Here is a 12,882-nt window from a genome sequence, read left to right on the forward strand (position 1 = left end):
AGTCCGCCGACGTCGGCACGGCATCGTGCGCCGCGTCACTGCGGGCGCGGGAAGCTGGCGATGATCTCCAACTGCTCCTGTGCCTCGGCATTGCCTTCGGCGGCGGCGGCCTGCACCTGCGCAATGTCCGGGTGCAGGACCACCAGCAGTGGGTTCTCGCAGACCGGGCAGGCGTACTCGGTGGCGTCCTCGTCAAGTTCCATTTCCATGGCACGCGAGCTGCCCTTCCATTCACAGGCCGGGCAGGTGTGCTGCTGGTCGCGCCAGCCGGGCTGGAAGTAGTTTTCGATTGTCGTTGCCATGGGGGGATCCAGTTGGGATCGGGTCAGAGCGCCGCGCAGCGGGGATCCGACCCTCGAGACGGTCAGTGCAGCAGCACCAGGGTGGCCAGGCCGAGGAAGGTGAAGAAGCCCATCGAATCGGTCACGGCGGTCAGGAAGATGCCGCTGGCCAGCGCCGGGTCGAAGCCGAAGCGTTTCAGCGTCAACGGCACCAGCACGCCGGCCAACGCAGCAAACAACAGGTTGCAGGTCAACGCGATGGCGATCACTGCCGACAACCCGGGCGAGTGGAACCAGGCGAGCACGATCAGGCCCAGCACCGAACCCAGCATCACGCCGTTCAACAGCGCGACCCGTACTTCCTTCCACAGCAGGGTGCGGGCGTTGGAGGCGCCCACCTGGCCCAGCGCCAGGCCGCGCACCATCAGTGCCAGCACCTGGGTACCGGCGTTGCCGCCGAGGCCGGCGACGATCGGCATCAGCACCGCCAGCGCCACCAGTTTGTCGATGGTGCCTTCGAAGTGGCCGACCACGCTGGAGGCCAGGAAGGCCGTGCACAGGTTCACCGACAGCCACATCAGGCGGCGGCGCATCGCGCGCCAGACCGGGCTGAACAGATCTTCGTCCTCGTCCAGACCGGCGGCGCCCAGCGCCTGGTGCTCGGCCTGGCCGCGGATGATGTCGACCACGTCATCGATGGTGATGCGACCGATCAGGATGTTGTTGTCATCCACCACTGGCGCGGAGATCCAGTCATGGTCGGAGAACTGGCGGGCGACTTCCTGGTCGCTCTCGCCGACGTCGATGGCTGGCTGCTCGTCGTCGATCAGGCGATTGATCGGGGTGGTGTCCTCGTGGGTCACCAGTGCCGCCAGCGACACGCGGCCGAGGTACTGATGGCGGCGGCTGACCACGAACAGGTGGTCGGTGTGGTCGGGCAGTTCACCGCGCAGGCGCAGGTAGCGCAGCACGACGTCGACATTGACGTCGGCGCGCACGGTCACCACGTCCGGATTCATCAGGCGACCGGCGCTGTCCTCGGGATAGGACAGGACCTGTTCCAGGCGCTCGCGGTTCTCGCGGTCCATCGACTTGAGGACTTCGTCGATGACCGTGTCCGGCAGGTCTTCGACCAGGTCGGCCAGATCGTCGATGTCCAGGTCTTCGACCGCGGCGATGATCTCGTCCGGGTCCATGTCCGCGAGCAGGCTTTCGCGCACGTCGTCGCCGACGTGGACCAGCACCTCGCCGTCGTCTTCCGGATCAACCAGTCCCCACACCACCTCGCGCTTGCCCGGCGGCAACGATTCGAGCAGGTTGCCGATCTCGGCCGGGGCCAGGGTGTTGACCAGGCGACGCACCGGGCCCAGTCGGCCGCTGTCCAGTGCATCGGACAGCATCCGCAGTTGGCGCGCAGTCTTGTCGTGGCGTACAGCTTCAGCCATCGCAGCTCCCGCGGGGATAAGAAAAGCCGCGATCCCGGCAAGGATGCGGCAACAGGGGTGTTCAGCGCGTCATTATCGCAAGGCGATGTTTCAACGCATAGCCGCCGGGTGGCGGTAGTGCCGGCCGCTGGCCGGCAACCTCTTGGTCTTCGATGGGGAGGCTGCCGGCCAGCGGCCGGCACCACCCTTGGCGCTCAGGGCGTATCCGCCACCAGTGCCAGCCAGCGTTCGATCGCGCGGCGGTCGCGCGCGGCCAGCAGCTTCGGTGCGCGCGCGCGCAGCATGGCCAGGTCGGCCTCGCGGACCGCGCGGCGTACTTCCAGCAGCGTGCCCGGGTGCAGGCTGAACTCGGTCAGGCCCAGTGCCAGCAGCAGTGGGGTCATCCGCGCATCGCCGGCCATCTCGCCACAGACCGCCACCGGGATGCGGTGGCGCGCGCCGGTCTCGATCACCATCTGCAGCAGCCGCAGCACCGCCGGGTGCAACGGCGAATACAGCTCGCCCAGTGCTTCATTGTTGCGGTCGGCCGCCAGCAGGTACTGCACCAGGTCGTTGGTGCCGATCGACAGGAAATCGACCAGGTCGATGAAGCTTTCCAGCGCCAGCGCCGCAGCAGGGACTTCGATCATCGCGCCCAGTGGCACGTGGTCGGACACCATGTGGCCTTCGCCGCGCAGCTGTTCGGTCAGCTTGAGCATGCGGCGGCGCACTGCCAGCAGTTCCTCCCGGGTGCTGACCATCGGCACCAGCACCCGCAGCTTGCCGTAGGCCGAGGCGCGCAGGATCGCGCGCAGCTGGGTGTCGGCTACCTTCGGCCGTGCCAGCGACAGGCGTACGCCGCGAAGGCCGAGCGCCGGGTTTTCTTCGTTGCTCAGGGTCAGGCCGGTGCGGTCGGCCTTGTCCGCGCCCAGATCGAGGGTGCGGATGGTCACCGGTCGCCCGCTCATGCCCAGTGCCGCATCGCGGTAGGTCTGGAACTGTTCTTCTTCATCCGGCAGCTCGTTGCGCTGCAGGAACAGGAATTCGGTGCGGTACAGGCCAAGGCCGTGGGCGCCCAGCGCATGCGCCTGGGTCACGTCCTCCAGCGACTCGGCATTGGCCAGCAGGGCAATGTCGACCTGGTCGCGGGTGCGGCTGGGCTTGCTGCGCAGGCGGCCGAGCTCGCGCTGTTCGCGCGCGTGTTCCTTCAGTCGCGCGCGGTAGTCGCGCAGATTGTCGGCCTGTGGATTGGCGGTGATGCTGCCGTCGGCGCCGTCGATGATCAGCACGTCGCCATCGGCGATGCGGCTGAGCAGCTGCGGCACGTTGACGATCAAGGGCAGGTGCAGGCTGCGCGCAAGGATCGCGCTGTGCGAGAGCGCGCTGCCGGCGGCGGTGACGATGCCGACCACGCCTTGCGCCTGCAGCTGTGCCAGTTCGGAGGGCGCGATGTTGTCGCAGACCAGGATCTCGCCGGCCAGGCCTTTCACCGCTGGCGGGCGTTCGGGCTGCAGGAAGGCATGGATGCGGCCGATCACATGGTCGAGGTCGTCCATGCGGCTCTTCAGGTAAGCATCGTCCATGCCGTCGAAGACCTTGGCCAGGCGGTCGCGCTGCAGGCGCAACGCATAGCCGGCGCTGTACGGTCCGCTGCGGATCAGTTCGTCCAGCCCATACAGCAGCTCGGGATCGTCCAGCAGCAGCGCATGCAGGTCGAGGAACTCACCCACTTCCTGGTTCAGCGCTCCATGCAGGCGCTGGCGCAGCTCGTGCATCTCCGACCGCGCGGCGTCCACCGCGCGATGCAGGCACGCCAGCTCGGCCTCGACCTGGTGGGCGGCAACGCGCTGCTCGGCCACTTCCAGTGCATGCGGCAGGCGCACGCGGGCGCGGCCCATTGCCGTGCCGCGGGCGGCACCATGCCCGGCCAGCAGCAGTACCGGCCGCTGGCCGGAAGGGGGTTGGCCGGCGCGTGCGCGTGGCACGCTCAGCTGTCCTCGTCGAAACGGCGTTCGAACAGGCCGACCACCGCCTCCATCGCGGCGGCTTCGTCCTCGCCGTTGATCCGCACGGTGACCGGGGTGCCCTGGCCGGCGGCCAGCAGCATCACGCCCATGATGCTCTTGGCGTTGATCTCACGGCCTTTGGCGGCCATGGTCACGTTGCAGCGGAACGGCGCCAGGGTCTGCACCAGCTTGGCGGTGGCCCGGGCATGCAGGCCCAGGCGGTTGCTCACGGTGAGTTCTCGTTCAAGCATCGTCGACTATCGCTCCATTACGGGTACCCGCCGCGGCTGTGGCGGGCAGTTGATCCAGTCCCTGTTCCGGATAATTCATCACCCGCAGCAACATCGGCAGGCTCAGCGCCGACACCCGGCGAACCGGGGTCCCCAGCCGGGCCAGCTGCCCGGCAAGGTTGGCAGGGCTGGCGCCGTACAGGTCGGTCAGGATCAGCACACCATCACCCCCGTCAACCCGCCGCAGGGCGGCCGAGGCGAGCGGGAGCAGGGCGTCCAGGTCTGCGTCGAACGGTACTTCGAAAGCTTCGGTTTTCAGCGGCAACTGCCGCAGGAGCCGGGTCGCCACGTCAAGCAGGGCGGTCCCGACCCCGGGATGTGTTACGAGGAGAATGCCACAGGTCATTACTGCACGTTAACAGGTCAAGGTGAATTGGCGATAGCAGCAGGAGAGGGGCACTGTGTCCCGTATTCAGCGTTGCTCCCAGGGGAGGCCTTTCCCGTTGAGAAAGAGATCCGACCCCATCCGTTTTTCGATGCCTGACAGCGATTCATCCACGCATGGCGTGGATCCATCGTGTCGACCAGGGTCGACACCCACCAACAGCAGCAGAAATCTGTCAGAGGCGGGGCGGTGGGGCAGGCAGGACCGTTGGCGCCATGGATGGCGCCATCGAGCCCCCAGGGGTGAGGGCGCTTTGCTTGCGAAGCACTGCTTCGCAAGCGCCCGAACGCCCAGCCGCCAGCGGCTGGGCCGGACCGCGGAGCGGGGTTCACGGCGTGTCCTGCAGACCCACACCGCCCCGCCATCCCACGGAATGCCGCTTCTGCTGTTGCTGTTGCTGTTGCCGGCCAGCGGCCGGCACTACCGGCGGGTGCCGGGCGCAGCCCGGCCGACCCCCCTCAATCCTGTTCGCGGTGGTACGTCGCCACGTCTTCCCAGCCCATCTCGCGGGCATGCCGGGCCAGGCGCTCGGCCAGGAACACCGACCGGTGCTTGCCGCCGGTGCAGCCGAACGCCACTGTCACATAGCTGCGGGTGCCATCACCCAGCTTCGGCAGCCAGGTATCGAGGAAGTCCATCAGCTGGGCCAGGTAGCGCTGCACGTCCGGCTGCGCTTCCAGGTAGTCGCGTACACCCGGTTCGCGACCGCTGAGCGCGCGCAGGTCCGGGTCCCAGTGCGGATTGGGCAGCACCCGCGCATCGAACACGAAGTCCGCCTCGGCCGGCACGCCGCGCTTGTAGGCGAACGATTCGAACAGCAGCGACAGGCCGGTGGCATGGTCCATCGTGAACTCGGTGATGATCCGCCGCCGCAGCTGATGCACGTTGAGGCTGCTGGTGTCGATCACCGCATCGGCCTCGCGGCGCAGCGGTGCGGTCAACTCACGTTCGCGGGCGATGGCTTCGGGCAGCGACAGGCCCAGCTGGCTCAGCGGATGGCGGCGGCGGGTGTCGGCGTAGCGCTTGAGCAGCGTCTCGTCGCTGGCTTCGAAGAACAGCACCTTCACGTCCACGCCGGCGTCGGCCGCCAGCTGCCGCCAGTCGCCCAGCTGGCTCAGGTCGGCCTGGCCGCGAACGTCGATGCCTACGGCCAGACGCCGTGGTGCGCTGCCGTCGTGGTTGGTCAGCAGGCTGCGCACGAAGTCGGGCAGCAGATTGATCGGCAGGTTGTCCGAGCAGTAGTAGTCCTGGTCCTCGAAGGTCTTCAGGGCGACGGATTTACCCGAGCCGGACAGGCCGCTGACGATGATCAGGGTCGGGGCGGAGGGGGTGACGGTGCTCATGGACAGGCTCTTCGAAGGGCAGGGAAATCAGGGTGTTCGCCGTTCCAGCAGGTTGCTGTGGCGGGCGATGAACATGGCTGCCGGGTCGATGCCCTTGGTGCGCAGGATGTGCAGGCGGGTGGCCGCCTCGGTCAGCACGGCCAGGTTGCGGCCGGGCATCACCGGCAGGGTGATCAGCGGTACGTCCAGGTCCAGCACATGGCGGGTGCCCGAATCGCCGGTCAGGCGCTCGTAGCCATGCGGGGTGGGTTCGGTCATCGGCTTGGTCAGGTGGACGATCAGCCGAAGGTACTTGTTCTTCTTTACAGCCGTGTCGCCGAACATCTCGCGCACGTTCAACACGCCCAGGCCGCGCACTTCCAGCAGGTCCTGCAGCAGCTCCGGGCAGGTGCCATCGAGTACATCGGGTGCGATCTGGGTGAATTCGGGGGCATCGTCGGCCACCAGGCGATGGCCGCGGCTGAGCAGCTCCAGCGCCAGCTCGCTCTTGCCCGACCCGGCCTCACCGGTGATCAGCACGCCGATGGAGTAGATCTCCATGAACACGCCATGCAGGATCACCCGCGGCGCCAGCGTACGCGCCAGGTGGTAGGACAGGTGGTTGAGCAGTTCGTGGCCGCGCTTGGGCGACAGCCACAGCGGCGTGCCGGATTCATCCGCGGCGGCGCGCAGGTCTTCCGGGCAGGCCTGGTTGCGGGTCAGCACCAGCGCCAGCGGGTGCGACTGCATGATCTTTTCGATGGTCTCCCAACGCTGGCGCGGTTCCAGCGCATCCAGCCAGGACAGTTCCTCGGTACCCAGGATCTGCACCTTGTTGGGGTAGATCGCATTGAGGTAGCCGGCCAGCGAGGGGCGCCGCGAGACCGTGTTGCCGGCCTCCAGCTCGCGCTTCTCGCCGGACTTGCCGGCAGCCCAGCGCAGCCCCAGCCGCTCGCGCTGCTGTTCGAACAGTTCACGGGCGGTGATGCTGGTATTCATGCGGCGCTCGCAGGTGGGGTCATGTCCAGCGCCTCGCGCAGCGCCCGGGCATCGCCCGCTTCGCGCAGGGCCTGGCGGATGTCCGGCGCCGAGAACAGCTCGGCCAGCTCGGACAGCAGCATCAGGTGCTGGTGGGTGTAGTGGGCGGGGACGGCCATGGCGAACACCAGGTCCACCGGCTCGTCGCCACCAAAATCGACCGGGGTGGCCAACCGCAGCAGGGCGCCGCGGGGGCGGTCCAGGGTTGGCGCGCGGCCGTGGGGAATGGCGATGCCGTGGCCGATGGCGGTGCTGCCCAGCGCTTCGCGCTGGCACAGGTTCAGATAGATCTGTTCGGCGTTGGCCTGGCGGCAGGCCAGCAACCCGGCGGCGGCCTGCAGGACGCTGTCACGGTCGGTGGCCGTGCAGAGCTGGGTCTGCACGGCCGCCAGGAGGTCAGTCAGGGGCATGTCTGCGGGGAACGGTGGCGATCAGCCACCATTGTCGCCCACCGGCAGCGGTGCGTGCTGCTGTTTTTTCTCCTTGTGCTTGATCACCAGACGGTCAAGCTTGTCCGCAAGCAGGTCGATCGCGGCATACATGGTCTGGGCATTGGCCTCGGCGTGCAGGGTCTGGCCGGGAATGTTGAGGCTGGCGTCGACGTGGTGTTCGGTCTTCTGCAGCTTGAGGGTCACCCGCGCTTCGCAGTGCTGGTCGAAGTGCTTTCCGATCCGGGCCAGCTTCTCCTCAACATAGGACTGCAGGGCCGGGGTGACTTCGACATCTTTGCCAAACGTTTCGATGCGCATCGGGTTTCTCCTGTGTTCGGATGTGCCAATGAACCTCTCCGCCGGGCGCGGCGGCGCGTCAAGCGATTCTGACCCTTTCGTGCGAGGCGGAAATGTTCATGGCTTCACGATACTTCGCCACGGTGCGTCGCGCTACTGGAATTCCCGACGATTTGAGCAGGTCAGCCAGCTTGGCGTCAGAAAGCGGCTTGCGCGGGTTCTCGTCGTCGATCAGGCGCCGGATCATCGCCTGGATGGCGGTGCTGGACGCCTCGCCACCGCTCTCGGTATCGATGCCCGAGGCGAAGAACGCGCGCAGCGGCAGGGTGCCTCGCGGGGTACGCACGTGCTTGCGGGCGATCGCGCGCGAGACCGTGGATTCGTGCAGGCCGAGCTCGGCGGCGATCTCGCGCAGGGTCAGTGGACGCAGCGCCTGCTCGCCGAATTCGAGGAAGCCGGCCTGCTGCAGGATCAGGCTGCGCACGACGCGCAGCAGGGTGTCACCACGCTGCTGCAGCCCTTTCAGCAGCCAGCGCGCTTCCTGCAGCTGGGCACGCAGGTAGCCGGCATCGGCGTCGCCACAACGTCGGATCAGCTGTTCGTAGCCGCGGTGGATCACCACCTTCGGCCCGGCATGCGCGGCCAGCGCTGCGCGCCATACGCCGTTCTGCCGCCACACCACCACATCCGGCACCACATAGGTGTCCTGCGACAGCGGCGCGATCTGCGTGCCCGGGCGCGGGTCCAGCGAACGCAGCAGCGCCACGGCAGTCTCGACCTCGTCCAGCGGCAGCTTCAACTCATGGGCGAGCCCGGTGACGCCGCTGCGCGGCAAACGTTCCAGGGGTCCTGCGGCAATCTGTCGCGCCAGGAGCAGACCGGGCGTGTCGCCGGCCAGCACATCCAGCTGCAGCAGCAGGCATTCGCCCAGCGTGCGTGCAGCCACACCCACCGGATCGAAGCGCTGGATGCGATGCAGCACGGCGAGGATCTCGTCCTCGTCGGCGTGGATCGCCGGCAACAGGGTTTCAGCGATGGTGGCCAGCGGCTCGCGCAGGTAACCGTCGTCGTCCAGTGCATCGATCAGTGCGGCACCGATGCTGCGATCACGCGAGGACAGATGCGACAGATGCAGCTGCCACAGCAGATGGTCGGCCAGTGTTTCGGTTTCGGCTACGCGCTCGGCAGCGCTGCCGTTGTCGTCGTCATCATCGAAGCTGCCACCGCTGCCGGTCGTGGTCCAGTCCAGTTCGGTCGGCGCCCAGTCGTCGCCCTCATCGCTGCGCTCTGCAGGCGCTTCGTTGTCGTTGCCATCGCTGCCTTCATTGGCGGCGCTGCTGTCGTTGCTGTCGGCCCAGTCCAGCAGTGGGTTGCTTTCCACTGCCTGCGCGATCTCCAGCTCCAGCTCGGTGGCCGACATCTGCAGCAGCTTGATCGCCTGCTGCAACTGGGGCGTGAGCACCAGTTGCTGTCCCAACGATGTCTGCAGCCGAGTCTTCATGCCTGTGCCGAAAGGAAGGAAAGGGACCCGGCGACTGCTTCACAGCTTGAAGGAATCCCCGAGGTAGACGCGACGTACATCGGCGTTGTCCAGGATCGCCTCCGGCGAACCCTGGGCCAGCACGCTGCCCTCGGCGAGGATATACGCGCGGTCGCAGATACCCAAGGTCTCGCGCACGTTGTGGTCGGTGATCAGCACGCCGATGCCACGCTGCTTGAGGTGGGTGACGATGCGCTGGATCTCGCCGACCGAAATCGGGTCGACACCGGCAAACGGTTCGTCGAGCAGGATCAGGCGCGGTTGTGCGGCCAGTGCGCGGGCGATCTCGCAGCGGCGGCGTTCGCCACCGGACAGGCTGGCGCCGAGCTGGTCGGCGACATGGCCCAGCTGCAGTTCGTCTAGCAGGCCGTTCAATTCGCGCTCGCGGCCGGCCGAGTCCAGGTCCTCGCGCAGTTCCAGCACCAGGCGGATGTTGTCGGCCACGGTAAGCTTGCGGAACACCGACGGTTCCTGCGGCAGGTAGCCCACCCCCTGCTTGGCGCGGGTGTACATCGGGTCGCCGGTGATGTCCTTGCCGTCGAGCACGATGCTGCCGGCATCGGCGGCCACCAGACCGACGATCATGTAGAAACAGGTGGTCTTGCCGGCACCGTTGGGGCCGAGCAGGCCGACCACTTCACCCGCATCGAGGGTCAGCCCGAAGTCCTTGACCACTTCGCGCTGCTTGTACTTTTTGCGCAGGCCCTTGGCGACGAGCATTACTTCCTGCTCCCGGCCGGCTGTGCCGGCGTGGTGGCCTTGGGCTGTGCCGCAGGCGCGGCCGGGGTCTTGTTCTTCGGCGGGATGACGGTACGCACGCGGCTGCCGTCACCACCGGAGTTCATCTCGCCGGTGCGGGTGTTGTAGACCATGCGCTGGCCGGCATTGGTGCCGCGCGCGCTGGTGACCTTGTAGTTGCCGGTCAGGGTGATGATCTCGGTCTTGATGTCGTAGTCGATGCGATCAGCCAGCGCATCCATCCAGGTGCCGTCATCAAGCTGCTGCTTCATCTTGGCCTGCTTGCCGGTGAACACCACGCGCACGGCCTCGCCGTCCTTGAGGTAGATCTCGGCCTCGGACGAACGCAGGTCCAGCGTGCCCTGGGTGATGATCACGCCCTGCGACAGCACGGTCTTGCCGTCGCCGGTGAGCATGCCGGACTGGGCGCCGGAATCGATGTGCATGTCTTCGTTGCGGTCGGTGGACTTGGCGAAGGCGGCGCTGGGGACAAGAAGACCGAGCGCGAGTACGGCGGCAAAGGGAATCTTCATCGGGGTCCGTTCTACCGGTGGGGGCCTGCCGGGCGGGCCGGGGGCGGAGGGTGGGGCTGCCGGCCCTGCGCCTGTCCGGAGACGTCGCGGGCTGGCGGCGGAATCAGCGTCTGGGCGTGTAACGGCCCTTGGACTGGCTGAGGAAATGATACGTGTTGTTCTTCGAATCCACTTCGAAGCCGACGCCGGACTGTTCCATGCCCGGGCGGGTCATGGTCACCAGGGCGTCGGTACGGGCGCGGTTCTCCTTCGGGAACACGTCCAGGTGGTCGGTGCGGAAGGTGGTCGGCACCACACCCGGGCCCGCCGGGCTGTCGCCGGCAACCTTGCCGCGCAGCTTCATCTCGTCGCCCTTGGCGCTGAGCCAGCCGGTCTCGGCACGCAGCGTCCAGTGCTTGCCATCCTTGTCCGGCATCTCGAACAGCGGGGTGGCGATGTTGATGGTCTGGTCGCCGCGCTGGCGCTCCAGCCGCGGTGCGCGAAGGGTGGTCGATTCCTTGCCGTGCTCATCCAGGGCAACGATCTGGAAGTCATGCAGGATGTAATCCACGCCGATTTCCTGGCCCCCCGTGGCTGGACCCTTGTCGCGGTTGCGCAGCGCCGCCCAGCTGCTCAGCAGGGCGGCCAGCAGCAGGCTGATGCCGAGCACGGTGCGCCAGTTCAAGGTGGGCAGGTTCATGCGCCAAACCTCGCCAGCACCGCATCCGCGCGGCCCTGGGCGGCCAGCAGGATGTCGCACAGCTCGCGCGCGGCGCCACGGCCACCCTCGGCGCGGGTCTGCCAATGCACGCGTTCGGCGATCCACGGATGGGCATTGGCCGGGGCCACCGCAAGGCCGACCGCACCCAGCGGCGCCAGATCGGGCAGGTCATCGCCCATGAACGCCACCTGTTCCAGGCCGATCCCGTGCTGCGCACACAGCGCCTGCACGCTGGCCAGCTTGTCGCCCACGGCGATCTGGGTGTCGATGCCGAGGTCGGCGCCGCGCTTGAGCGCGGACTGGCTGTTGCGCGCGGTGATCAGCACGGGGTGGATACCGTGCTGCTGCAGCAGTTTCAGGCCCAGGCCATCCTGCACGAAGTACGCCTTGCTCTCGTTGCCGTCCTTGTCGTAGTACAGCCGACCGTCGGTGAGGGTGCCGTCCACGTCGAAGCAGGCCAGGCGGATCTGGGCCGCAGCGGCATGCAGGTGGGCGGGGAAGGCGGGCAGGGGGGACCAGGGCATCAGGGCGGCAGGCTCGTTATGGGCGGGTGCGGCGTTACAGACTGAATGGGGTCTACGGACTGTCGGTTAAACCACCCGGGCCCGCAACAGGTCATGAATGTTCAGCGCGCCAACCGCGCGGCCCTGGCCATCAACCACGATCAGGCCGGTGATTTTGTGGGTCTCCATCAGGCGGGCGGCCTCGACCGCCAGCTGGTCGGCGCCGATGGTGCGCGGGTTGCGGGTCATCACGTCGGCGATCTTCGCCGTGCGCACGTCCAGCGCACTGTCCAGCGCACGGCGCAGGTCGCCGTCGGTGAACAGCCCGATCAGCACGCCGTCGGCGTCAACCACGGCGGTCATGCCCAGCCGCTTGCGGCTCATTTCCACCAGCGCCTCGCTGAGGCTGGCGTCGGCGCCCACGCTGGGCAGGTCGTCGCCGGTGTGCATGACGTCGGTGATGTGCAGCAGCAGGCGACGGCCGAGGCTGCCGGCCGGGTGCGAGCGGGCGAAGTCATCGGCGGTGAAGCCACGTGCATCGAGCAGGGCCACGGCCAGTGCATCGCCCATCGCCAGCGAGGCGGTGGTGCTGGAAGTGGGTGCCAGCGCCAGCGGGCAGGCCTCGGCCGGCACGCTCACATCCAGATGGATGTCGGCGGCGGCGGCCAGGCTGGACTGCGGGCGGCCGGTCATGGAGATCAGCAGGTTGCCCTGGCGCTTGAGCACCGGCAGCAGCATCAGCACCTCGTCCGATTCGCCCGAGTAGGACAGGGCCAGCACGACGTCGTCCTCGGTGATCATGCCCAGGTCGCCGTGGCCGGCTTCACCGGGGTGCACGTAGAACGCCGGCGTACCGGTAGAGGCCAGGGTGGCGGCGATCTTGCGCGCGATATGCCCGGACTTGCCCATGCCGGTGGCGACCACCCGCCCGCGGCTGGCCAGAATCGCCTGGCAGGCCTGCTGGAAGGCCTCGCCGAGGCGGTCGGCCACGGCATCCAGGGCCTGCCGCTCGATCTCGAACACGCGGCGGCCACTGGCAACCAGGCCGGCAGGGTCGACGGAACGGGGGGGCAACAGGGATTCGGCCATGCGGACGCCACGCAGCGGAAGTAGAATGGACCCACATTTTATTAGGAAAGCCCGTTGGACGCCGACACCATCCGCAATCTGATCGAAACCGGCCTGCCCGGCGCCCGCGCCGACGTGCAGGGCGACGATGGCGTGCATTTCGAAGCGACCGTGGTCTGCGAGGCCTTCGCCGGCAAGATGCCGCTGGCCCGCCACCGCATGGTGTACGCCACCCTGGGCGACCTGATGGGCGGCGCGATCCACGCGCTGGCGCTGAAAACCGTGACCCCGGCCGAAGCCGGCTGAACCGCAGAAGATCCCGAATA

General features: G+C 67.6%; 16 protein-coding genes. 1 reads left to right on the top strand and 15 read right to left on the bottom strand.

Annotated elements, in window-relative coordinates; all coding sequences use genetic code 11:
• Positions 1-35: 35 nt before the first annotated feature.
• The 15 genes from AC5P6X_RS06985 to AC5P6X_RS07055 form a co-directional block, all read right to left on the bottom strand.
• Positions 36-302 carry a hypothetical protein gene (locus tag AC5P6X_RS06985; protein ID WP_049451054.1) on the bottom strand — a complete coding sequence of 89 codons (267 nt, stop codon included), beginning with the start codon at positions 300-302 and terminating at the stop codon, positions 36-38.
• 62 nt (positions 303-364) lie between these two features.
• Positions 365-1,726, bottom strand: coding sequence for a magnesium transporter (gene mgtE, locus AC5P6X_RS06990; RefSeq protein WP_005408383.1), 1,362 nt, complete (start codon positions 1,724-1,726; stop codon positions 365-367).
• 194 nt (positions 1,727-1,920) lie between these two features.
• The gene (gene ptsP, locus AC5P6X_RS06995) at positions 1,921-3,690 is read right to left on the bottom strand and encodes a phosphoenolpyruvate--protein phosphotransferase (RefSeq protein WP_059033400.1); all 1,770 of its coding nucleotides are present in this window, start codon (positions 3,688-3,690) and stop codon (positions 1,921-1,923) included.
• Positions 3,691-3,692: 2 nt separating this feature from the next.
• Positions 3,693-3,962: an HPr family phosphocarrier protein gene (locus tag AC5P6X_RS07000; protein ID WP_005408385.1), complete on the bottom strand. Its 270-nt coding sequence runs from the start codon at positions 3,960-3,962 to the stop codon at positions 3,693-3,695.
• On the bottom strand, positions 3,955-4,347 hold the full coding sequence (locus AC5P6X_RS07005) for a PTS sugar transporter subunit IIA (RefSeq protein ID WP_005408386.1): 393 nt from the start codon (positions 4,345-4,347) through the stop codon (positions 3,955-3,957). The genes AC5P6X_RS07000 and AC5P6X_RS07005 overlap by 8 nt, the downstream gene beginning before the upstream one ends.
• A 497-nt stretch (positions 4,348-4,844) precedes the next feature.
• Positions 4,845-5,729, bottom strand: coding sequence for an RNase adapter RapZ (rapZ, locus tag AC5P6X_RS07010; protein ID WP_033835540.1), 885 nt, complete (start codon positions 5,727-5,729; stop codon positions 4,845-4,847).
• 27 nt (positions 5,730-5,756) lie between these two features.
• Complete coding sequence (hprK, locus tag AC5P6X_RS07015; RefSeq protein ID WP_005408388.1) at positions 5,757-6,707, bottom strand: HPr(Ser) kinase/phosphatase; 951 nt, start codon at positions 6,705-6,707, stop codon at positions 5,757-5,759.
• Positions 6,704-7,156: a PTS sugar transporter subunit IIA gene (locus AC5P6X_RS07020; RefSeq protein ID WP_032130191.1), complete on the bottom strand. Its 453-nt coding sequence runs from the start codon at positions 7,154-7,156 to the stop codon at positions 6,704-6,706. Before AC5P6X_RS07020 ends, hprK begins: the two co-directional genes overlap by 4 nt.
• A gap of 21 nt (positions 7,157-7,177) precedes the next feature.
• Positions 7,178-7,495 (bottom strand): ribosome hibernation-promoting factor, HPF/YfiA family, encoded by a 318-nt coding sequence (gene hpf, locus AC5P6X_RS07025; protein WP_004147311.1) that lies wholly within the window; start codon positions 7,493-7,495, stop codon positions 7,178-7,180.
• Positions 7,496-7,553: 58 nt separating this feature from the next.
• Entirely contained in the window at positions 7,554-8,975 is a 1,422-nt protein-coding gene (locus AC5P6X_RS07030; protein WP_038645608.1) for an RNA polymerase factor sigma-54, read from the bottom strand.
• Between the two features lie 39 nt (positions 8,976-9,014).
• Positions 9,015-9,734 (bottom strand): LPS export ABC transporter ATP-binding protein, encoded by a 720-nt coding sequence (gene lptB / locus AC5P6X_RS07035; protein ID WP_005408391.1) that lies wholly within the window; start codon positions 9,732-9,734, stop codon positions 9,015-9,017.
• Positions 9,734-10,285: a lipopolysaccharide transport periplasmic protein LptA gene (gene lptA, locus AC5P6X_RS07040; RefSeq protein WP_005408392.1), complete on the bottom strand. Its 552-nt coding sequence runs from the start codon at positions 10,283-10,285 to the stop codon at positions 9,734-9,736. The genes lptB and lptA overlap by 1 nt, the downstream gene beginning before the upstream one ends.
• Before the next feature lie 103 nt (positions 10,286-10,388).
• The gene (gene lptC / locus AC5P6X_RS07045; protein WP_012479345.1) at positions 10,389-10,964 is read right to left on the bottom strand and encodes an LPS export ABC transporter periplasmic protein LptC; all 576 of its coding nucleotides are present in this window, start codon (positions 10,962-10,964) and stop codon (positions 10,389-10,391) included.
• Complete coding sequence (locus AC5P6X_RS07050; protein ID WP_005408394.1) at positions 10,961-11,509, bottom strand: KdsC family phosphatase; 549 nt, start codon at positions 11,507-11,509, stop codon at positions 10,961-10,963. The genes lptC and AC5P6X_RS07050 overlap by 4 nt, the downstream gene beginning before the upstream one ends.
• A gap of 66 nt (positions 11,510-11,575) precedes the next feature.
• Positions 11,576-12,577: a KpsF/GutQ family sugar-phosphate isomerase gene (locus tag AC5P6X_RS07055; RefSeq protein WP_012479347.1), complete on the bottom strand. Its 1,002-nt coding sequence runs from the start codon at positions 12,575-12,577 to the stop codon at positions 11,576-11,578.
• Between the two features lie 54 nt (positions 12,578-12,631).
• Here AC5P6X_RS07055 and AC5P6X_RS07060 point away from each other — a divergent pair, with 54 nt between their 5' ends.
• The gene (locus AC5P6X_RS07060; RefSeq protein ID WP_005408396.1) at positions 12,632-12,862 is read left to right on the top strand and encodes a BolA family protein; all 231 of its coding nucleotides are present in this window, start codon (positions 12,632-12,634) and stop codon (positions 12,860-12,862) included.
• Positions 12,863-12,882: the final 20 nt, after the last annotated feature.

The sequence above is a fragment of the Stenotrophomonas sp. YJH_SMC_40 genome (assembly GCF_059368615.1).